This window comes from Acinetobacter sp. YH1901134 (genome assembly GCF_013416965.1).
Taxonomy (GTDB): Bacteria; Pseudomonadota; Gammaproteobacteria; order Pseudomonadales; family Moraxellaceae; genus Acinetobacter; species Acinetobacter amyesii.
Map to the genome: position 1 here is coordinate 1 of NZ_VPEW01000005.1, position 21304 is coordinate 21304.

19 protein-coding genes and 1 pseudogene are annotated in these 21304 nt (G+C 41.0%); 10 read left to right on the forward strand and 10 right to left on the reverse strand.

Going from position 1 to position 21304, the window contains the following annotated elements:
- The 3 genes and pseudogenes from tuf to rimI form a co-directional block, all read left to right on the forward strand.
- A pseudogene (gene tuf, locus FTV50_RS07320) lies at nt 1-248 on the forward strand (elongation factor Tu); the annotation flags it as partial.
- A gap of 216 nt (nt 249-464) precedes the next feature.
- A complete protein-coding gene (locus FTV50_RS07325) occupies nt 465-1346 on the forward strand; it encodes a metal-dependent hydrolase (protein WP_078193116.1) in 882 nt (293 codons plus the stop codon).
- A gap of 118 nt (nt 1347-1464) precedes the next feature.
- Complete coding sequence (gene rimI, locus FTV50_RS07330; protein WP_180024004.1) at nt 1465-1923, forward strand: ribosomal protein S18-alanine N-acetyltransferase; 459 nt, start codon at nt 1465-1467, stop codon at nt 1921-1923.
- A gap of 85 nt (nt 1924-2008) precedes the next feature.
- Here the strand turns inward: rimI and FTV50_RS07335 are convergent, their stop codons facing one another.
- From FTV50_RS07335 to trxB, 3 genes are all read right to left on the reverse strand, one after another.
- The gene (locus FTV50_RS07335) at nt 2009-2824 is read right to left on the reverse strand and encodes an arginyltransferase (protein WP_078190044.1); all 816 of its coding nucleotides are present in this window, start codon (nt 2822-2824) and stop codon (nt 2009-2011) included.
- 21 nt (nt 2825-2845) lie between these two features.
- Nucleotides 2846-3577, reverse strand: coding sequence for a leucyl/phenylalanyl-tRNA--protein transferase (gene aat, locus FTV50_RS07340; RefSeq protein WP_180024005.1), 732 nt, complete (start codon nt 3575-3577; stop codon nt 2846-2848).
- A 110-nt stretch (nt 3578-3687) separates the two neighbouring features.
- Nucleotides 3688-4641: a thioredoxin-disulfide reductase gene (trxB, locus tag FTV50_RS07345; RefSeq protein ID WP_180024006.1), complete on the reverse strand. Its 954-nt coding sequence runs from the start codon at nt 4639-4641 to the stop codon at nt 3688-3690.
- 253 nt (nt 4642-4894) lie between these two features.
- Between trxB and FTV50_RS07350 the strand changes: the two genes are divergently transcribed.
- Entirely contained in the window at nt 4895-8008 is a 3114-nt protein-coding gene (locus FTV50_RS07350; RefSeq protein WP_180024007.1) for a DNA translocase FtsK, read from the forward strand.
- A 42-nt stretch (nt 8009-8050) separates the two neighbouring features.
- Here the strand turns inward: FTV50_RS07350 and FTV50_RS07355 are convergent, their stop codons facing one another.
- Nucleotides 8051-8947, reverse strand: a complete 897-nt coding sequence (locus tag FTV50_RS07355) for a LysR family transcriptional regulator (RefSeq protein ID WP_180024041.1) — start codon at nt 8945-8947, stop codon at nt 8051-8053.
- A gap of 104 nt (nt 8948-9051) precedes the next feature.
- Here FTV50_RS07355 and FTV50_RS07360 point away from each other — a divergent pair, with 104 nt between their 5' ends.
- On the forward strand, nt 9052-9954 hold the full coding sequence (locus tag FTV50_RS07360; protein ID WP_180024008.1) for an AEC family transporter: 903 nt from the start codon (nt 9052-9054) through the stop codon (nt 9952-9954).
- A gap of 82 nt (nt 9955-10036) precedes the next feature.
- Here the strand turns inward: FTV50_RS07360 and FTV50_RS07365 are convergent, their stop codons facing one another.
- From FTV50_RS07365 to FTV50_RS07390, 6 genes are all read right to left on the reverse strand, one after another.
- Complete coding sequence (locus FTV50_RS07365; RefSeq protein WP_067766167.1) at nt 10037-10324, reverse strand: PA4642 family protein; 288 nt, start codon at nt 10322-10324, stop codon at nt 10037-10039.
- A gap of 288 nt (nt 10325-10612) precedes the next feature.
- Nucleotides 10613-10885: a cell division topological specificity factor MinE gene (gene minE, locus FTV50_RS07370; RefSeq protein ID WP_078190039.1), complete on the reverse strand. Its 273-nt coding sequence runs from the start codon at nt 10883-10885 to the stop codon at nt 10613-10615.
- Nucleotides 10886-10887: 2 nt separating this feature from the next.
- Complete coding sequence (gene minD / locus FTV50_RS07375; RefSeq protein ID WP_067670152.1) at nt 10888-11700, reverse strand: septum site-determining protein MinD; 813 nt, start codon at nt 11698-11700, stop codon at nt 10888-10890.
- Nucleotides 11701-11765: 65 nt separating this feature from the next.
- On the reverse strand, nt 11766-12485 hold the full coding sequence (gene minC / locus FTV50_RS07380) for a septum site-determining protein MinC (RefSeq protein WP_078193110.1): 720 nt from the start codon (nt 12483-12485) through the stop codon (nt 11766-11768).
- A 125-nt stretch (nt 12486-12610) separates the two neighbouring features.
- The gene (locus tag FTV50_RS07385; RefSeq protein WP_373683677.1) at nt 12611-13675 is read right to left on the reverse strand and encodes a preprotein translocase subunit SecA; all 1065 of its coding nucleotides are present in this window, start codon (nt 13673-13675) and stop codon (nt 12611-12613) included.
- Between the two features lie 15 nt (nt 13676-13690).
- Entirely contained in the window at nt 13691-14614 is a 924-nt protein-coding gene (locus FTV50_RS07390) for an acyltransferase (protein ID WP_180024009.1), read from the reverse strand.
- 250 nt (nt 14615-14864) lie between these two features.
- On the opposite strand from FTV50_RS07390, the gene FTV50_RS07395 reads away from it, so the two are divergent.
- From FTV50_RS07395 to argB, 5 genes are all read left to right on the forward strand, one after another.
- Nucleotides 14865-15497 carry an OmpA family protein gene (locus tag FTV50_RS07395; protein ID WP_078193108.1) on the forward strand — a complete coding sequence of 211 codons (633 nt, stop codon included), beginning with the start codon at nt 14865-14867 and terminating at the stop codon, nt 15495-15497.
- Nucleotides 15498-15634: 137 nt separating this feature from the next.
- A complete protein-coding gene (locus FTV50_RS07400) occupies nt 15635-17674 on the forward strand; it encodes a UvrD-helicase domain-containing protein (protein WP_078193107.1) in 2040 nt (679 codons plus the stop codon).
- 64 nt (nt 17675-17738) lie between these two features.
- Nucleotides 17739-18191 (forward strand): dUTP diphosphatase, encoded by a 453-nt coding sequence (dut, locus tag FTV50_RS07405; protein ID WP_111885270.1) that lies wholly within the window; start codon nt 17739-17741, stop codon nt 18189-18191.
- 562 nt (nt 18192-18753) lie between these two features.
- Nucleotides 18754-20178, forward strand: a complete 1425-nt coding sequence (locus FTV50_RS07410; protein ID WP_180024010.1) for a phosphomannomutase/phosphoglucomutase — start codon at nt 18754-18756, stop codon at nt 20176-20178.
- Nucleotides 20179-20188: 10 nt separating this feature from the next.
- Entirely contained in the window at nt 20189-21097 is a 909-nt protein-coding gene (gene argB, locus FTV50_RS07415) for an acetylglutamate kinase (protein WP_180024011.1), read from the forward strand.
- The last annotated feature ends 207 nt before the right edge of the window (nt 21098-21304 follow it).

The window sequence follows — 21304 nt, forward strand, 5'->3', positions numbered from 1 at the left end:
CTAAAGACGAAGGTGGCCGTCATACTCCATTCCTTAACGGTTACCGTCCACAGTTCTACTTCCGTACAACTGACGTAACTGGTGCGATCTCGCTTAAAGAAGGCGTTGAAATGGTTATGCCTGGTGACAACGTAGAAATGTCAGTAGAATTAATCCACCCAATCGCAATGGACGCTGGCTTACGCTTTGCGATCCGTGAAGGTGGTCGTACAGTTGGTGCGGGTGTAGTTTCTAAAGTAACTGCATAATCACTAAATGTGTGTAAAAAAGCGCCTCTTTGAGGCGCTTTTTTTTATGCTTATTCAATGTGATAGGGAAATTGTCTGACAATATTTTTTAAAGCTGTCCTTTAGTGATAATTCACTGTCCTTAACTGAAATAATTACGTGTCAATAAAACCGTAATATGAACTCAAGAAAACCAATAAAAGTTTGAGTATTTCATAACTCAAAAAGGAGTTAGGCATGAACGCTAAAGTAAAGATTACTAATCGAGCAGGTGCAAGTTTCCCTGTACGTCGCATGAATTTTGATTTTGATGCGGTACCAGAGTACTGGATGAATGGCTCAGCAGGTTTGACACATTTTATGACCGCATTGTCTGCTTTATTTCCCGCGGGTGAAATGTTCTTTATTGATAGTGTGCGTGCAGTACGTAAACACCCCGCGATCGCAAATAATGAAGCCCTACAAAAAGAAATTAGTGCTTTCATTGGTCAAGAAGCAATGCATACGCAAGAGCATGAGGGTTTTAATGCTTCTGCACAAAAATACGGTCATGATGTCGAAACACTTGATAAGGCAACGGGTCGTGTTATCCAAGGTGTGCGCAAAGTCTTTGCACGTATTGGTAAACCTGTTGGTATTACTCAAGAAATGGTGGATCTTACTGCAACTACGGCACTTGAGCATTTCACTGCAACGATTGCTTCACAGTTATTGGTAAACCCACATATTCAAGCCTTAATGACTGATGAAACCATGAAAAATATGTGGTTATGGCATGCGATTGAAGAAAATGAGCATAAAGCCGTAGCTTATGATGTATTTGAAGGTGTCTTTGGTCAGGGAATAAAGGCCTACGCACTCCGTACAGGTTCATTGATTGGCGCAATGGTGACATTATTCTTCGTACAAAGTTATTTTGTCGCTCGTTTATTAAAAGAAGATAACAAGCTTAATTTTGAAGCATTAAAAGATATTTATACCTATGGTTATAGCCCTTCAAAAGGCATCATCACTGGTATGGGTAAAGAAATGCTGATGTATTTTAAACCAGGTTTTCACCCGAATGATTTAGATACTTCTGGTTTGTTAAAAACGTGGAAAGCATATTTGGGTCTCTAATCACAGCGCTGTGGTGACTTTTTCAGAAGGGCGATGTAAATCGCTCTTTTTTTTTATTCAACTTTAAAGACAAACTTTTTATAATGCGCATACCCTAGCTATAGAAAGATAAACGAAGATGATTCGTTTGATGCAAGACGCTGATGTCCAGCAGGTTTACGATATCGAGCGCCGCGTACAAAGCCATCCTTGGACCATAAAACAATTTCAAGAATCGATTGCTGCCTATCAAAGTACGGTGATTGAGCGACAAGGAAAAGTTGTAGGTTTTTGCATTTTACAACCCGTTTTAGATGAAGCAAATTTATTGTTAATGGCGATCGATCCGAGCCAGCAAGGCAAAGGATTAGGTTTTCAATTACTCGATGAATCTATTGCCTTACTCAAAAATAACCCCATTCAAATCTTCTTAGAAGTGCGAGAAGGTAATCAACCAGCGATCCGTTTATATGAAAAAGCGGATTTTCATCAAATCGATTTGCGAAAGAATTATTATCCAAATACCGATGGAACTCGTGAGCACGCCATTATTATGGTGAAGACTTGTGGTGATGATTTTGCAGCTTTATTTAAATAAAAGCGGTGAAGAGTGATCAAATTTAAAGAAAGCATTCGTGAATAAACGGATGCTATTTTATTGAATATCTTTTGTTTGATCCCTTTTATTTAATAATAGGATTGTTCCAGCCGGAAGGTAAGGTGGTCATCAGGGAATCCCCCAGTTGGCTAATTTCTTCTTGGGTCAGTGGTCGGTTGAGTCGACGCCATTGTCCATCAAGCAGAAGTTCCAGTGGAATGTACTGAGATTTATAATTCATTTTTTGCGAATCGGGCACCCAATAGCCCAAGTAGACATATTGCAGTCCAAGCTTTTGTGCATGCTCGATTTGTTTCAGAATGGCAAAAGTCCCTAGTGAGCGACGGCTTTCATCAGGATCAAAAAAGGTATATACCGCTGAAATACCATCATCGAGGGGATCACAGGTAGATACACTGATTAGTTGCTCATCTAACCACAGCTCTAAAAAGAAACTGTCAGTGCAGCTATTAATTAAAAATTTTTCAAATTGATCTTGGCTAGGTGGGTACATATCACCATCAGCATGCCGCTCATTAATGTAGCGTTCGTACAGCGCATAATGCTTTGCATCGGCATCTTGAGGGCGGCTAATTTTCACCGTTAAATCTTGATTCCGTTTCCACGCTTTTTTTTGCACGCTGTTCATTTGAAATTCATGAACAGGAACGCGAGAGGACAAACATTGGCGACAAAGATGACATTCAGGGCGATAGACAAAATCACCACTACGACGAAAACCCATGCGGGAAAGTTCAGATAATGTGACCACATCAATACGATGGACAGGATCAAGAAAGACCATCCGAGCAGATTTATTTTCTAAGTAGCTACAATCATGCGGAGGCGTGATGTAGTACTGTAATTCGTTCAACAGGGACTTCGGTTGATAGGAATTCATCGTAATATCCCTCTTTTATTGTCATGCGCTGAGACTCGCCCATTGCGCTATTGTTTTACTTGAAAATACACTGTCCTGATACTTTTTCCAATCGATTGATGGTTGTTTAACAACATCTTGTAACGAATTAAGGTATTGTTGGCGAGAAAGTGTACTCGCACCTAAGCTTAAGAGGTGATCGTTGACCAATTGGCAATCAATCCATGGCAACTGATTCTCTTGCCCGATGAGCATTAAGGTGTAAAACGCCATTTTAGAGACATCTGTTCGTGTACTAAACATAGACTCGCCAAAGCAGCCATGGCCAATATTGACACCATAGAGGCCACCGACAACAGTCTCATTTTCCCAAACTTCAATGCTATAAGCATAGCCTGCGTCAAACAGCGCAGAATATCCCTGAATAATATCTTCTGAAATCCATGTTTCATTGGCATAACTACGCGGCAAAGAACATGAGCGAATTACAGTTTCAAACGCATGATTAATGGTGATCTTATAGTCCATTTTTTTCATGCTGCGTAATAACGATTTGCTTGGATGATAGTCCTGCGGTCGAATAATGCAGCGGGGTTCAGGACACCACCAACAAATCGGATCACCTTCACTGAACCATGGGAAAAGACCGTGACTATAGGCTTCAAACAGTGTGGAAGGGGAGAGGTCAGCACCGATGCAAATTAAGCCTTCACCTTCGGGATCGCATTCAACAGGATCGGGGAAAGTAAATTCAGAAGGAGGGAGTATCGGCATGCCAAGCTTCTTATTGAGGTACACGGATATTTATCATACATAAAAAAGCCGACCATCAGGTCGGCTAATTTTTAAAACTATTTAGCTAAGCAAATGACTTAAGCAAAAGATTATTCGCCGAGTGCATCAAGGTATTTTTCAGCATCGAGTGCAGCCATACAGCCTGAACCTGCAGAAGTAATCGCTTGACGGTAGATACTATCGGCAATATCACCCGCAGCAAATACGCCTGGAATAGACGTTTGTGTTGCGTTGCCTGCGGTGCCACTTTGAACTTGGATGTAGCCATCACGTAAGTTCAATTGACCTTCAAAAATACCGCTATTTGGTTTGTGACCAATCGCCACGAACATACCAGTGACATCAACGTTTTGAGTTGAATCATCTTGCGTAGATTTAATACGTACAGAAGTCACACCGGTGTTATCGCCAATGACTTCATCTACTTGGTGATTCCAGATAATACTGATTTTACCTTCTTTTTCTTTTGCAAAAAGATGATCTTGCAGAATTTTCTCTGAACGTAAAGTATCACGACGGTGTACTAGAGTGACATGCGATGCAATATTTGAAAGATACAGCGCTTCTTCGACAGCAGTATTACCGCCGCCGACAACCATAACTTTTTGGTTTTTGTAGAAGAAGCCGTCACATGTTGCACATGCGCTCACGCCTTGACCCATAAATGCAGCTTCAGATTCGAGACCTAAATATTGTGCAGTTGCACCTGTACAAATAATCAATGCATCACAAGTGAACTCTTCCATATCGCCTTTAAGTACGAATGGACGAACATTGAGGTCAACTTCGTTGATATGGTCATACACGATTTCTGTGCCAAAACGTTCAGCATGTGCTTGCATTTGTTCCATTAGGGCAGGGCCTGTTAAACCTTCTGCACCACCTGGCCAGTTGTCTACTTCTGTTGTTGTAGTCAATTGACCGCCTAATTGAATACCTGCGATGAGTGTCGGTTTCAGGTTCGCACGGGCAGCGTATACCGCAGCGCTATAACCTGCAGGACCAGAACCTAAAATAATTAGACGTGAGTGACGAGCGCTCATCCGTAGAATCCTTTTTTTATATGATAATTTGTGGAATTATACGTCAAAGTTTGAAACGATTGTGTGAGATTAAAGTCGATATTATTGATCATCAAAATCGTTTTGAGCTATATACAATAAAGTTAACAACTATACTTAAATTATCTTGCATCTTTTTTATTGAACAGGTGCATAATAACAGGTTTAGATTCAGCCCATTTTTGTTGTGGGTAATGACAAAAACATTCATGAAGAATTGGTTACAGGAACGTATATGACAGCGGTGTCGGGTGCATATGCACAGCGCTTAATAATGACATTATTCCTTGTTTCATTTGGGATATATCTGTTCCTTGCAACAGTCACATATACGCCATTTGATCCGGGATGGATGCATTTATCCAGTGATACTCAGCAAGTTTCAAATGCCAGCGGCGTCGCAGGCGCATGGATAGCTGACTTACTCTATGGATTTTTAGGTTGGGCAAGTCTGCTGATACCTGTCTATTTATTTCTCGAAGCAATTCAAGTCTGGTGGCCACGTAGTTTTCTGAACCGTCCATTTCGCTATGCCGCTCAGTTCTTTATTTTACTGGCAACTTCAAGTTTACTTTTCCTATTTTGGAACGTCCCTGAAGATACCTTAGAAAATGCATCGGGCGGGATCATTGGCTATGAACTAGGTCAAAGTCTTGAACAAATATTAACGGTCTATGGTGCAGCAGTATTTCTCATTGCATTTTGGATCATGTTGTTCACTTTGGCCTTTGGTATCAAGTGGAATAAGACATGGGCAACCATGAAGTCCACACCGGCTTATCTCCAAGATTTGTTCTATCGCAATGTCCCTGAAGGAGATACTGCTTTTGACCGTACCGTACCATCTACTAAAAAAGGCAGTGTGGCTACTAATGTATCAAAAGTGATTGCACCAGTCACACCCGCCCATGAGCATCATGCTGTAGAGGTTGACCCTGTAGTACGTGATCGTGTTGCTGAGCGTTTATTTGATGATATTGCTGATAAAGAATGGGCAGACAAAGAAGGCAATGCACAGCATTTATCTAAGGTAAATTCGCCGGAGACTGCTACACCATCCGATGAAGATTTTGAACATACTTTGGCGAAAGTGCGTCAGCTTGAGCAAGATCAACAACGTGTTGTTGCGACGGGAGAGGTTTGGCGTGCCTTGCATTCAAATGATGACCAACGGCACAAACAAGATATTGATGCTTTACTGAAAGCTGCAGAAGAAGAGCAGCCTGCCAATCAAACTGAATATTTCAACAAAGCAGCGGATGTGCATTCGACTTCTCCGACAGAAGCGGTGCAACCTGCTAAAAAATCAGTGGATTGGGATGATGATGAGATCTTCGATGAGCTGTTAGCTGCTGTTCCAAATGGTAAAACAGCGACGGATGTGCATAGCCCATTTAATACAGCACAAAGTGAAAGTCCTGCAACGCATTCAAATGATTTTGCAACAGCTACTGCTGCAACTGTTGTAGGATTAGGTGTGGCAGCTGCACAAACGACAACGCTCACCACACCGAAAAATATCAGTGCTGAAGCTGAATTTAATGATCTCGATGATTTGCTGGTTGAAGAAGCAGAGCAGGCAATTGAACAGTCACAACCGGTTCGTACAACCAGTAGTTATGCGCAATCAACGCCTTTGGTTCGTGCTGAAATCAATACACAGCCGCAGACTTTTGTATCTGACGATGAAAAAGCGTTAATCAGCTCGAATAAAGATGCTTTCCGTGAAGTGTGGCAAGAAACAGCAGGTAAGCCTGAAGACATCGATTTAGATATCGAAGATGATTTTGACTTTGATGCGCCTTTAACCGATGCCTCTGGTCGTCCCATGTCACGTGCAATGCAAGTGGCACAAAAACGTTTGGATTTACCGACTTTGCCGGGCTTGGAAATATTAGATCCTGTAGATCCGAATAAGAAAGTCAATTTTACCGCAGAGCAATTGTCTCGTTTGTCTGAACTGTTAGAAATTAAGCTGCAAGAGTTTAATGTCAAAGCTAAAGTTGTAGAGGCACAGCCGGGCCCTGTCGTGACACGTTTTGAACTAGACTTGGCACCCGGTGTAAAAGCGTCAAAAGTGACCAATATTTCACGAGACTTGGCGCGTTCAATGTCTATGGCCTCTGTACGTGTGGTGGAAGTGATTCCAGGTAAACCATATATCGGGATTGAAGTCCCGAATAGTTCACGTGAAATGGTTCGACTTATTGAGCTGTTAGAAACGCCGGCATACCGTGATCCAAATGCCTTACTTAGTATGGCGATGGGTAAAGATATTTCCGGTAATCCTGTCTTGGCAGATTTGGCGAAAGCACCGCATATGTTGGTGGCAGGTACTACAGGTTCTGGTAAGTCAGTCGCTGTCAATGCCATGTTGCTATCGATGTTGTTGAAATATACACCTGAGCAACTGCGACTCATCATGATTGACCCAAAACAGTTGGAACTTGCTAACTATAACGATATTCCACATTTATTAACGCCTGTTGTAACCGACATGAAAGATGCGGTGAGTGCATTGAACTGGTGTGTGAATGAAATGGAGCGTCGTTATAAGCTGATGTCTTTGATGAAAGTGCGTAAGCTGACTGACTTTAACCGCAAAATTGAAGAAGCAATGGCCAACGGGGAAGATCTCATCGATCCAACTTGGAAGCCAGATGACTCTGCAACCCAAAGTCGTGCGCCACGTTTACAGCCTATGCCGTTGATCGTAATTGTTGCCGACGAATTTGCCGACATGATCATGCAAGTGGGTAAAAAAGCTGAAGAAATGATTACCCGTCTTGCACAAAAATCACGTGCAGCAGGGATTCATTTGCTGTTGGCGACGCAGCGTCCAACCGTAGATGTAGTGACAGGTTTGATCAAAGCCAATATTCCAACGCGTGCTGCGCTACGTGTCAACAGTAAACTGGATTCACGTACTATCTTAGACGCTGGTGGTGCGGAAGACTTACTGGGCCATGGTGATATGTTATTCCTCGGACCGGGGAAAATTGAACCTGAACGGGTACATGGCGCGTTTATTTCAGACGATGAAGTGAACCGTATTTGTGATGCATGGCGTGAGCGCGGTGAACCGAATTATGTCGATGAAATCCTCACGCCTTATGATGAAGAGCCGACATCTCGCGGTTTTGAAGATGGTGATGGCGGATCAGATCGAGATGCTTTGTATGACCAATGCGTTAGCTTTGTACTGGAAACTCGTAAAGCTTCTACTTCTTCGCTGCAACGTAAATTTAGCCTCGGTTATAACCGTGCTGCACGGATTATTGATCAGATGGAAGAAAATGGTATCGTAAGTAGTATGGGGCCAAATGGTAAACGAGATATCTTGGTCTAAGTTCTAAAACAAAAAACCTGCTTCGGCAGGTTTTTTTTATTTTTAGATTGAGAACTTATCTTGGTAGAACATGCACTGGGCAATTTCGATAAAGGCTTTGCAGGCAGGGCTCATGAGTTTTTGATTTTTTACCGCGAGTCCAATCTGCCGTTGCGTATTAGGTGAAAGTGGACGTTTCACCACATGCGGATGTAAAGCTAATAATTCTTTGGGCATAGCCATATCTGCAACGATAGCGATACCTTCTTGTAAATTCACCATATTTAAAATGGTTAAAAGTTGCGACATTTGATAGGTGATTTTGGGTTGAATTTGATGTTGTTGCAGTAACTTTTCCACATGAGACTGACTACCTGCACGGGTCATAATAAAAGGGTAGTTTTGAATATCTTGAATATTCAGTTTAGCTTGTTGCGCGACTTCAAATGAATCCGGAATGAGCGCAATAAAGATGTCTTTTATCAGTGGGAATGTGACCAGTTGAGATTTTGGAAGAACAGCAAAACCGACATCAACTTGTCGCTCCGCAATCCACTGAGATACTTCCGCATCGGTGCCTTCCTCGACAAAAATTTCAATATGTGGATAGCGTTCACGATAGGCTTTTAAAAGTTCAGGTAAAAGGTGGATTGAGCTAGAGGAGCCAAAAGAACCAATTCTTAAAGTTCCTTGTTGAATACCATGTGCGGCATGCACTTCTTGTTGCATGATTTGTGCGGTATTGATGACTTCTTTAGCATGCAGTAATAACTGCTGACCAATATGAGTCAGGCTAATTTCGCCTTGTTCACGGCTAAATAAGCTGACATTCCAATGTTGTTCTAAACACTTTAGGGCATGAGAGACAGCTGACTGAGTAATTCCCAGCTGTCGAGCAGCGAGAGTAAAGCTTTGTTGTTCTGCGACTTTAATAAAAATTTCAAGCTGAGAAAATGTCATTGCCATGAGTAATTACTCATTTTGTTATGAGTCTAGATGAGGATTATATTGTGCTACATAAATGGTTAAAGATGAAATAGCTACTTTATTTCAAGGCGTACAGCATGAATACCGTCGTCGCATTGTTTCCCCTCGTTGCATTAATCGTGATGGGCTATGTGCTTAAATATACACAGTTTGTTCAGGATGAATTTTGGGCAAATTCAGAAAAACTCAATTACTACGTTTTATTTCCTGTGCTGCTATTTTTGAATGTATCAGCCGTGCAATTGGATATGAACACTGTTTCACGAATGTTGACAGTACTGGTTGCGGGCACCTGTTTGATCAGCATCGTGTTGTGGGGGATCAAGCAGTTTATGCATATCCCCGTGCAGCGTTTTGGCGTGTATATCCAAAGTCATATCCGTTTTAATACCTATATTGGTTTATCTCTTATGGGCGCTTTATTTGGCTCTACAGGCATGCAGATGTTTGCCATGTTAATTGCCGTTGCTGTGCCCTTAGTTAATATTATTTCAGTATTGGCCTTTTCAAATTTAAGCCTGAAGCAATTGGGGCAGACCTTTCAGTCCATCGCAAAAAATCCCTTAATTTTAGGTTGTGTGGCAGGGGTATTGTTTAATTTATCAGGCTTGAGTCTATTTAAAGGCTTACCTGAATTCTTAAAAATATTGGCAGCCATGAGTTTACCGCTCGGACTACTTTCCGTTGGGGCAGCATTACAGTTTCAGCAAATGCGCGCCGATATACGTCGTTTAAGTTTAAATACGATAGGGCGCCTCATGTTAATGCCATGTATTGCTTATCTATTGAGTACTTGGATGGGTTTGACTGATTTTGAGCGGATGATTTTAGTGGTCTTTTTTGCTTTGCCGACTGCATCATCGTCTTATATTTTGACACGCTATTATCAAGGCGATTCACAACTGATGGCGGCCATTATTAGTGTACAAACCATTGGTTTTGGCTTGATGTTTCCATTGCTTATGTTGATCGTGCATTAATCATGCTGAAATACAATAACACTGATTTTAAATCAGATAAAAAAAAGCCCGCATGATGCGGGCTTTTTTTTATTACTCGAAATTAAGCAAATTTTGCCAATACTTCGAGGAAACCTGCGCTTTGACGTGGGTATTGAGCAATCACGTCATGAATACGCTGACCTTCAGGATTAGTTGCGTTCACATCACGGCCATCGGCAACGAATTGAGTCAAAAGACGCTCATAGTCATTTGGACGCATATGTTTGAAAGCATGGTAAAGCACGTGAAAGTCGCCATTCACTCCTTCAGGAGGAAGCTGAGTAAGGTAGGCAAATACACGCTCATCTGACCATTCTTCGTTGAACGTTGCTGGCTGAGATAATGCCATCGCAATCTCCTTGTTGGTTTAAAAATACAAAAAGGCAAAAATGAGTACGCAAGTAAAATGGTTTTATTCGCCATCTCTAAGTTAAGCGACTCATTTTATGGTTGGATCAAAAGTTATTTTTTTTATCCCGTTTACTCGAAGCAAAGCTTTTGATCTAACAAAGGAATAAAACTAATCCAGCCCACTCGAAGCAAAGCTTCTCGTCTTGCGGCTGGGTAAAGCAGCGCTTTACTGATCCAGCCTCACATTTTGCCTTGATTCAATTTACTTGGCTAATCAGAATTCAGATTAACGTTCTTCAGGCAAATTGATATTCATTTCAAGCATTTCAATATTCGCTTCAGAACGAACAGACATTTGAATATGTTGCTCATCTACACCACGAACATAGCGGTTTACCACTTGCATGATTTCTTTTTTCATCATGTCAATCTTGTCTTGGCTAAGGCGTTTACCTAGACCATTTTCAGATGCCACGATGACTTTTAAACGGTCTTTTGCCGTTTGTGCGCTTGACGGTTTCTCGTCGCTGCTAAAAAGTTTGCTCCAGAATCCTGCCATGATTACGCTCCAAATAGACGTGCTAACCAACCCTTAGGTTTTACCGTAATGTGACGGTAAGGGCGCTCTTCACCAAGGAAACGCGCAACAAGGTCATCATACGCTTGGCCAGCCGCTTCTTCTGTAAACAGAATCACTGGTTTACCTTCGTTCGATGCTTGTAGAACGCTTTTACATTCAGGAATAACACCTAAAGTCGGTACGCGTAAAATATCTTTTGAAATGTCATCAATCGTCAACATCTCTTGTTTATCCGCACGTTCTGGATTGAAACGTGTAATACAGAGATGCTTACGGATACGACCTTCGTTTTGTTCTACTTTTTTGGTTTTGCTGTCAAGCATACCAATAATACGGTCAGAGTCACGTACAGAAGAAATTTCTGGGTTCGTCACAATGATCGCTTCATCAGCATGATACATTGCTAAAATTGCACCACGTTCGATACCCGCAGGTGAGTCACAAATAATGTAATCGAACTCTTGAGAAAGTTCGTCCATTACACGTGCTACACCTTCATCTGTTAACGCGTCTTTATCACGTGTTTGAGATGCTGGCAAAATGTAGAGATTTTCAATATCTTTATCGCGAATAAGCGCTTGTTGTAATCGAGCTTCGTTATTCAATACGTTTACAAAGTCATATACAACGCGGCGTTCACAGCCCATGATCAAGTCAAGGTTACGTAAACCCACATCAAAGTCGATCACAACAGTTTTGTGGCCGCGAAGGGCTAAACCTGTTGCAAAAGATGCGCTTGTAGTTGTTTTACCTACGCCACCTTTACCTGATGTTACGACAACAATTTTCGCCACCGAATCCACTCCTGTTATGGTTTAAATCCCCTTTTTTAATTAGGGGTTTGGTGATTATTTATACATTAAAATTGCAAAGCTTCAAATACTAGCTCTTGCTGGTCATTCAAATAAATATGTACTGGCTGTTTGACCACATGAGGTGGAATGTCATCAGCGACACAGTAAGTCCCTGCAATTGAAACCAATTCAGCTTCTAATGAATGGCAGAAAATACGTGCAGCCGTGTTCCCACCAGCTCCGGCAATGACTCTACCACGAGCACTACCATAAATATGTATATTTCCTGAAGCAATTACTTCTGAACCGCTATTAATCCCAGCATTAATAATGATATCGCCATGGTCTTGGACTAAACATTGACCTGTACGCAAGATTTCATTGTGATACGACGTGGCATGACGAATGGTTGGTACTTCGACTGCAGCAATTTTATCTTCGGTTTTTTCTTCTGCAGGCGCGGGCTCTTCAACCACTTGTTCGCGTGTCGGTTTAACTTGTTGTAGTTTGCGATCTGCAGGAACTACGGGAAATTGGATGGCACGTGCTTGGTCAGATAGCGGACCTTCAGTAACACCAATGGGTTGAATTTCTATACTAATAAGCAGTTGTATCAGTGCAATTAGTTCTTGATCAACAGTACTTTCAATCACGGCCAATGTTCCGGGTGGAAAAGCCTTTTGGAACATTGGAGTAAGTTGCTGGCGGATCGCATCATGATCATTGGTATCGAGGTGAATGCGAATCGCATTGACCATTTTGCCTTTTATCCGTATATCAGCCATATTGAATCCTTGAGACTTCTAACTATTACTTTTGTGCCGAAGTAGTTATGTTGTAAATAGAGCAAATCCTAGAACAATTTGCATGAATACTCTAGCGGAGTTCGCAATTATTTTTGACTAAGTGTTTATTCTGTAGCTTGGTCCTGTTCCTGCATAATCTGCTGCCACTGTTTTACTTTCACTTGCTTACGAATAGCCTCTAGACTTTCAAAAACCGCAGAGCGAACCAACTCATCCAGCTGGGCATTATTTTCGATTTCAATACGGCTAACACGCTGTGAAATGTCTAAATATAGATTGGGTTTTTGAGCCGTCGATGTATTGGGATAAGCCAACGGGGAAATTAAACCTTGGGTAATATTTTCACCCAAACGTTGCCCGATACTTTGAATCTGCTGTTCAATGCGGCTGCCAACGATTGGCACTAAGCGCAATAGCTGCGTGAGTTCTGGAGTGTCTTCGATGGCCTGACTGACGATTTGTCCGACATTTTTGGCGATCAATTCACGTTCAGTACGTAGCTCTTTGCTTAAATTTTCTTGCAAAATCTCAGCTAAAACTTGGGTGAACATCTCACGGTGATGCTGCACAAGATTACTAATTAGGTCTTTATGGGTTGTACTGGTATTGAGCTCATGCTTAACACCATCTAACACGGTAAGTACTACTCGATCAGACAGTTCTTCCATCACCACACGATAATAAAACAAAGCTTTCTTTTGCCATGCCGATGGCACGATCTGATAACCCATTTCATACAGTCGATAGGCAATCACGCCCGCGCGAAATAAACGCAGGAAACGTAAATGCGGCACAATGGCTAAAATTTCGTACCAATGTATAAACGGGAAGAAGAACCAGCGCTGATGGTGCTTGTTGATGATGGCAATCGCCCAACGCACCAACAGTTCTACAATCAAAAAGATAATGAACCACGCTTCGGTGGTAATCACCCACGGATGCAAATGTTCATGGTAAAAACTCAGCACATCGGGCAGGTGGATACTGTTAAAGAACCAACTGCCAAGATTGCTCATGAGGAAAAAGTTCATGCACAGGCAGAACAAGTTAAAAACAATAATAAACACCATGAATATGTCATAAATCAAAAACAGTTTGAATGACCAACTGTTTGGATTGACATGATGATATTTAGATTTCTTGTTTTGCGGCATGCTGTTCTGCGACATAAAACTTCTTCTTAATTATTCAGTAACTGAGTATTTAGCTTTCATACGAGTAATGAGTTGGTCTTTCTCCGTCCACAGCTCATCTACCCAATGCTGAAATTTTTCACGGAATTCTGCATCATCTTCATAGTTGCCGCCATGCACCCACGTTGGAATTTCAATTTTACGTAAATCCACGGCTATGCGTGGAACTTCACCGAGCCAAAATTCGCCATAAGCTGGTGCACCATTTGGATAGACGATGGTCATATCTACGAGAGCATCAACTTGATCCCCTAAAATATTGAGTGCTAGTGCTAAACCACCCGCTTTTGGCTTAAGAAGGTTTTGATACGGTGATTGCTGCTGCGCATGTTTTTCAGGGGTGAAGCGAGTGCCTTCCAAATAGTTCAGCAGGGTAAAAGGCTGGCTCAATAACTGTTCACAAGATTTACGCGCTTCTTCCATATCTCGATATTTAAGTTCAGGATTTTTCGCGATTTGTTCTTTGCTGTGTCGTTTCATCATTGGAAAGCCTAAAATTTTAAAAGCTTGACCAACAAATGGAATGAAAATGAGTTCCCATTTGGTAAAGAAACGCGTCAGTGGCATACGGGTTAAACCAAAATATTGGTTAACTGTTGTATCGACCCAACTCTGATGGTTACAGGTCATGAGATAGCGACCATGCAAATTTAAGTCGAGGCCTTCATCGATGGTGATATCCCATTTTGTGTTGGGTAAAACGTGATCAATTAACCAGTTATTGACCGTGAGCCAACTGTTGGTAATTTTTATGTTGGTTTCATCAACCTTTTTTGATTTTTTAAAGAGTTTGGTTAGACCAAGGGCTAGTACAGGTGGACCATGGAAAAAAGTACTGCCTGTCATAACTGAACCGACGGTAAGTCCTTTGCTAATTTTTTTTAGTGTCGGTTGCTTATTTGTTTGAGATGACATATAAAAAGTCCTAGCGGAAATTGTCCAAATAATGATTTATTCTAATAAATAATATAGTTCGAGTTGATTAAATAAAAAAGGGCATCTGCAGAACTGTGAAGAAATTGTGATGGAATTAACAAATAAATCTCGTATTCATATTACAAATTGTAACTAAACGTTTTATTATTAACAAAAAATCAATGGTTCAGCCATTTGTTTTACTTCATCATTTCAACCATACAACAAAACACAAAGAAGGAGGCATGCAATGCGTGCACTAGTAATTTCGGCAGTAGTTGGGGCAATGGCACTTACTGGTTGTCAAAACATGGAATATGACAAAGCAGCAATCGGTACTGGTCTAGGTGCTCTTTTAGGCGCTGGTATTGCTTATTCTAATGCTGATAAAGACAAAATGGGTCAAGCAGCTGCAATTGGTGCTGTAGTTGGTGGTGGTGCAGGTCTTCTTCTTGATAAGAAAGAAAAACGTCTTAAACAAGAATTGGCTGGTACTGGTGTTGACGTAGGTCGTAATCCAGATGGTTCGATCAACCTTGTTATGCCATCAGTAACTTTCGCAACTAACTCTTCAACTATTCAATCTCAGTTCCAATCTGCATTGAATGATGTTGCTAAAGTATTGCGTGAAGACGGTACTGCAAACAAACTTGCAATCGTTGTACATGGTCACACAGATAACACTGGTACTGATGCGATTAACAACCCACTTTCTCAGAACCGTGCAAACTCAGTGAAAAACTACCTAGCGTCTCAAGGTATTTCTTCAACTCGTATTACTGCACGTGGTTACGGTTCAACTTCTCCAGTAGCGGATAACTCAACTGCTGCAGGTCGTGAACAAAACCGTCGCGTAGAAATCTCAGTTTACGAAACTAAATAAGTTTTAGTTTGAAACGAAAGGCCACCCTCGGGTGGCTTTTTTTATGGCATTTTTAATGACCGATAAAATACATTTTGCATTAGGCAAGATCGTTTCAGATGACTATAATCATCCTCGAATTAATAAGAGGAAAGACTATGTCACTGGCAAGTCAGTTGAACGACAAGCAACTTGAAGCAATGAAATACACTCAAGGACCCTTGTTAGTACTTGCAGGGGCAGGTTCAGGCAAAACATCGGTGATTACCCGTAAAATTGCCTATTTGGTGAAGCATTGTGGTATTCCTGCGCACCGTATCACCGCGATGACCTTTACCAATAAGGCCGCGCGAGAAATGAAAGAGCGTGTGACAAAGCTGATGAGCCGTGAAGAGGCAAAAGGGCTGTCGGTTTCTACCTTCCATAACTTCGGGCTAAACATGCTTCGTTTGGAATTAAAAAATACACCGCTAAAAAATAACTTTTCAATTTTAGATGCAGATGACTGCAAACGCATTTTGATGGATTTAATGCATCGTGACAATTTGTCGGGTGCAGAAAGTAAAGAGCTGATTGCCAAAGCCATGAAAATGATTTCAGATTGGAAAAATGATCTGATACCACCTGAGCAAGCGCACACCACCTGTGAAACAGCAGAAGATGTTCAGTTTGCACATCTGTATCAACTGTATGAGCGTAATTTACGTGCCTACAATGCTGTGGATTTTGATGATTTGATTGTCATGCCGACGCGCTTATTACAAGAAAATGCAGAAGTGCGTGATCGTTGGCAGAATCGAATCCGCTATTTATTGGTCGATGAATATCAAGATACCAACACCGCGCAATATATTTTGGTGAAATTACTCGTGGGTGTCATGGGACAATTCACTGCGGTAGGTGATGATGACCAATCGATTTATGCATGGCGTGGTGCTAAGCCTGAGAATATGGCTTTATTGAAGGAAGATTTCCGTAATCTGAAAGTGATTAAGCTTGAGCAAAACTATCGCTCGACCAGTCGTATTTTAAAAGCTGCCAATACAGTTATTGGCAATAACCCACATATTTTCGATAAAAAGCTTTGGTCAGATAAAGGCCATGGTGAAGTGATCCGCGTGATTACTTGTCGTAATGACGATGATGAATCAGAACGCGTCGTAAAAGACTTGATTACGCACAAGCTGATGAACGGTAAAAATTGGAAAGACTACGCCATTTTATACCGCGGTAATTTCCAAGCGCGTGCTCTAGAGACACAGCTACGCCAAATGCAGATCCCGTATAAATTATCGGGTGGTCAGTCTTTCTTCGCTCGTGCTGAAATTAAGGACTTGATGAGCTACTTGCGTCTGATCATTAACCCTGAAGATGACAGCGCATTCTTACGAATTATCAATACACCAAAACGTGCGATTGGTCCTGTGACTTTGGAAAAGCTTGGTCTATTTGCGCAGGAAAGTAATTTGTCTTTGCTCAGTGCAGCAGGGGATCAGCGCTTGAGCATGGCGATTCCGAAAAAAGCTACAACCCAATTGGCTGAATTTGCAGACTTTATTTCGACCTTTACCCGTGAATTATTAGAAGATGATGAGCCTGTTCCCATTATTCGTCGCATGATGATTGAAGCAGGTTATATCGACTATGTTAAAGAATCTGCAGCTACTCCTGCGCAGGAAAAAACCAAACTGGATAATATTGAAGTGCTATATAGCAGTATTCAAAGTTTGATAAACCGCGCTGAAGATGTAGATGAAAAGAACATTGAAAGTGTGATTCGTAAAATGGTGCTGCTCGATATGTTAGAACAGCAACAAGAAGAAGAAGACACCGATAAAGTCAATTTGTTAACACTTCATGCGTCGAAAGGTCTGGAATTTCCATTCGTTTATTTGATTGGTCTGGAAGAAGAAATTCTACCGCATAAAAACTCCATTGCTGCCGACACGGTTGAGGAAGAACGTCGACTGATGTATGTGGGGATTACTCGTGCACGTCAAGGTTTAACCATGACTCTTGCAGAGCAGCGTAAAGCCGGTGGTCAAATGCGACAAATGACACCAAGCCGTTTCTTGGACGAACTGCCACAAGATGAATTGGAGTGGTTAGGGCGCAAGAAAAAGCTGGCAGGGGATATCGATCCTAAACAGCAAGCACAGCATTATTTAGAAAATTTACGCGCGCTGATTAAGCGTTAAAGCTTAAAGCGTGGAATATTTTATTTATTTTTTGAAATTCGTTTTATTGAAACAGGAATGAACCATGAAAGTTCAAGTTAAAGTTCTCGACACACGTTTAGGTACGGAATGGCCAATGCCAACTTATGCCACAGCAGGTTCGGCAGGTCTTGATCTCCGTGCATGTGTAGAAGAAACCACCGTAATTGAACCGGGTCAAACTGTTCTGGTAAAAACAGGCCTATCGATTTATATCGAAGATACTAACTTTGCAGGTTTAATTCTGCCACGTTCAGGCTTAGGTCATAAACACGGAATCGTGTTGGGTAACTTGGTCGGTTTGATTGACTCAGACTACCAAGGTGAATTGATGGTATCTGTTTGGAACCGTAGCCAAACGGCATTTAGCCTAGAGCCGGGTGAGCGTTTAGCACAATATGTTTTAGTGCCAGTTGTACAAGCTCAGTTTGATATTGTGGATGAGTTTGAAGCCACTGAACGAGGAGCAGGCGGTTTTGGTCATACAGGTAAAAACTAATCAGCGCAAGACTTTTGATCCAGTGTGTTGACAAGTAAATGCCTAAAATCACGTAGCGAATAAAAAACCATCCTCGTGATGGTTTTTATTTATATCATTTTATTTAAATTTTAATTTATTCAAATTCAAATCTATATTTAGAGTATTTTGGATCTTATTAGGATTTTTAATTCTGATGAGTTTACTTGGTTTATATTTTAGGGGTGAGGGTAAAGAATAATTAGAATTTTGTTTATTGGTTTAAATTTGATCGATTTACTATATTTATACACATTTAAATAAATAATCAAAAATATTTGAAAAGTAAAATATTTAAGACTAAATGATAAATTGATATTTTTATTAATGTAAGGTATTGATTTAATTTTAAAAATAAATTAGTGGATAAATGTGAGTGTAATTTTTAGATCAGTATTTAAATATTATTAATTGATTGTTAACTAAATTTGTTATAAAAAAAGCTACACTTTTTTTCAGGATTTTATCCTTTAATTAAAAGCTTAAATTCTCAATAGAATTTTAGATTTTTTAATTAATAAAGATGTAATTAGAAGAACATAGTATGGGTTCACTGTTTAGTCACTTTCCTCAACATATTTTTCGTGCATATGACATTCGCGGGAAAATATCGCTCTTAAATGCTGATTTAGTTCAGTCAATTGCTTGTGGCTTAGTCAAACAATATTTAGATGTAGGGCAAAAGAGACTTGCCATTGGCTATGATGCGCGTTTAACCAGTCCAACCTATGCAAAAATAATTCAAAAAGTCTGCCATGAGGCTGGCCTTGAAGCGGAAATTATTGGCTGCTGCTCAAGCCCGATGTTGTATTTTATTGCGGGACAATTTCAAGGCAATGGCATTATGGTGACGGCGAGCCATAATCCAAAATCAGATAATGGTATCAAGTGGATTATCAAAGGTGAGCCACCTTGTCCAGAGATGATTCAACACGTTGCAGTCGAAGCACGAAATTGTTTTTCATCGGAACGTGTGTATTTGATGACTGAAATTGAGCCACACGAAATCAAGCCTGAATATTGTTTGGCCTATCAGAAATTTATTTTAGATGACATTCATTTACAGCAACCACTTAAAGTTGTGATCGATGGCATGCATGGTTCAGCTGGGCATTGTGCAGCCTTATTATTAAATAAATTAGGCTGTGAAGTTTTGGCATTACGTTGCCAAGCTGATGGACATTTCCCTGATCATGCTCCAGATCCATCACAGCTCAAACATTTAACCCATCTCCGCCAAGCCATACAGCTACAAAAAGCCGATATTGGCATTGCTTTAGATGGTGATGGTGATCGTTTAGTGCTGATTGATGAGACTGGCAAAGTCGTTTCTGCAGATCGATTATTATGTTTATTTGCTGAAATTTGTTTGACTCAAAAACCACATGCAGAAGTGGTATTTGATGTGAAATGTTCAACGATGATTCGCGATACTGTGTGTGATCTAGAAGCACAGCCTGTGATGATTCGAACAGGTAGTAGTTTCTTGCGAAAATATATTTCCCAATCTAAAGGCAAAGCGGTTTTTGGTGGTGAATACGCAGGGCATTATGTTTTTAATGATGGTCGCGGCGGCGGTTATGACGATGGTCTATATGCTGCACTAAGAGTTATAGAATATATTCAGGCTCAAGGACTGACATTGTCAGAAGCTTTGGCGAAATATCCGGAGCGCTTTAGTACCGAAGATTTATATGTCAGTACACATCAGCATGATCCAGCGGAAGTTTTAACGCAGGTTGAAGCCAATTCTGCGCGAATTCCAGCACAAATCAGTAAAATTGATGGAATACGCCTTGATTTTGATGATGGATTTGGCATCATTCGAGCATCGAATACAGGTGAGTATTTCACTTTACGCTTTGATGCCAATTCATCAGCACGCTTAAAAGAAATACGAGATCTGTTTGTTTCTATGTTAGTTGAGCACTATCCAGACATTGCTCATGACATTCCAGATGCTCAATAAGGAGAGGCAAATGCCACATCAACATACTGGCATCGACAAAGCACAAATCCTGACGGAAGCTTTGCCGTATATTCAACGTTTTGCGGGTAAGACGCTGGTAGTGAAGTATGGTGGTAATGCCATGACCGATCCTGGGCTTGAGAGCTCATTTGCACGTGATATCGTGCTGCTGAAAACGGTTGGTTTAAACCCGATTGTGGTGCATGGCGGTGGTCCACAAGTCGATTCATTCCTCAAACAATTAGGCCGTGAGTCTGATCGTATCGACGGTATGCGCGTGACTGATCCTGCAACGATGGAAGTTGTCGAGATGGTCTTGGGCGGCAGCGTGAACAAATCGATTGTGAACTTAATCAATAAACACGGTGGCCGTGCGATTGGTTTAACCGGTAAAGATGGTAATTTGATCCGTGCGCAAAAATTATTGATGGAAAAAACTGCCGAAGATGGTTCAGTAAAACAGATTGATTTAGGTCTAGTCGGCGAAGTGGTTGGTGTGAAAACTGACGTACTTGAAATGTTCACCCAAAGCGATTTTATTCCTGTGATTGCACCATTAGGTGTAGACGAAGACGGCAACACTTACAACATCAATGCTGACTTAGTTGCAGGTAAAGTGGCGGAAGCATTGGGTGCGGAAAAGCTAATTTTATTGACCAATATCACGGGTGTTTTAGACGAAAATAAAAATCTGCTGACTGGGTTAACAACCCAAGAAGTCGATCGTTTGATTGAAACTGGCGTGATTTATGGCGGCATGATTCCGAAAGTTGGCTGTGCATTAGATGCAGTCAAAGGTGGCGTAATTAGCGCGCATATTGTTGATGGTCGTGTACCTCATGCAACATTACTTGAAATCTTTACGGATCATGGTGTGGGTACATTAATCACCAATCGAACCAATGTGAAAAAAGCTTAAGATACTTAGCATTTTTTGATATAAAAAAGCCTCTTTTGAGGCTTTTTTATTATTTATCAGTTGGCTAAGTGAGATTTGTATAGATCAAATAAAGTATTTGCCCTGTTGGATTATAAAAACTCTTATAATGGCGCCGATTTTAGATTTACAACAACTAAAACTGTCATGCACAATAGAGAAATCATAGATTTACTGCAGAAATGATCG

Coding starts and splice junctions, on each gene's coding strand:
- dut (WP_111885270.1), top strand. CDS start 17,739: ATGAAAGTTCAAGTTAAAGTTCTCGACACACGTTTAGGTACGGAATGG.
- FTV50_RS07335 (WP_078190044.1), bottom strand. CDS start 2,824: ATGAATTCCTATCAACCGAAGTCCCTGTTGAACGAATTACAGTACTAC.
- minC (WP_078193110.1), bottom strand. CDS start 12,485: ATGGCTGATATACGGATAAAAGGCAAAATGGTCAATGCGATTCGCATT.
- FTV50_RS07365 (WP_067766167.1), bottom strand. CDS start 10,324: ATGGCATTATCTCAGCCAGCAACGTTCAACGAAGAATGGTCAGATGAG.
- FTV50_RS07410 (WP_180024010.1), top strand. CDS start 18,754: ATGGGTTCACTGTTTAGTCACTTTCCTCAACATATTTTTCGTGCATAT.
- minE (WP_078190039.1), bottom strand. CDS start 10,885: ATGGCAGGATTCTGGAGCAAACTTTTTAGCAGCGACGAGAAACCGTCA.
- rimI (WP_180024004.1), top strand. CDS start 1,465: ATGATTCGTTTGATGCAAGACGCTGATGTCCAGCAGGTTTACGATATC.
- FTV50_RS07390 (WP_180024009.1), bottom strand. CDS start 14,614: ATGTCATCTCAAACAAATAAGCAACCGACACTAAAAAAAATTAGCAAA.
- FTV50_RS07355 (WP_180024041.1), bottom strand. CDS start 8,947: ATGACATTTTCTCAGCTTGAAATTTTTATTAAAGTCGCAGAACAACAA.
- FTV50_RS07400 (WP_078193107.1), top strand. CDS start 15,635: ATGTCACTGGCAAGTCAGTTGAACGACAAGCAACTTGAAGCAATGAAA.
- trxB (WP_180024006.1), bottom strand. CDS start 4,641: ATGAGCGCTCGTCACTCACGTCTAATTATTTTAGGTTCTGGTCCTGCA.
- FTV50_RS07360 (WP_180024008.1), top strand. CDS start 9,052: ATGAATACCGTCGTCGCATTGTTTCCCCTCGTTGCATTAATCGTGATG.
- FTV50_RS07395 (WP_078193108.1), top strand. CDS start 14,865: ATGCGTGCACTAGTAATTTCGGCAGTAGTTGGGGCAATGGCACTTACT.
- argB (WP_180024011.1), top strand. CDS start 20,189: ATGCCACATCAACATACTGGCATCGACAAAGCACAAATCCTGACGGAA.
- FTV50_RS07385 (WP_373683677.1), bottom strand. CDS start 13,675: ATGTCGCAGAACAGCATGCCGCAAAACAAGAAATCTAAATATCATCAT.
- aat (WP_180024005.1), bottom strand. CDS start 3,577: ATGCCGATACTCCCTCCTTCTGAATTTACTTTCCCCGATCCTGTTGAA.
- FTV50_RS07350 (WP_180024007.1), top strand. CDS start 4,895: ATGACAGCGGTGTCGGGTGCATATGCACAGCGCTTAATAATGACATTA.
- FTV50_RS07325 (WP_078193116.1), top strand. CDS start 465: ATGAACGCTAAAGTAAAGATTACTAATCGAGCAGGTGCAAGTTTCCCT.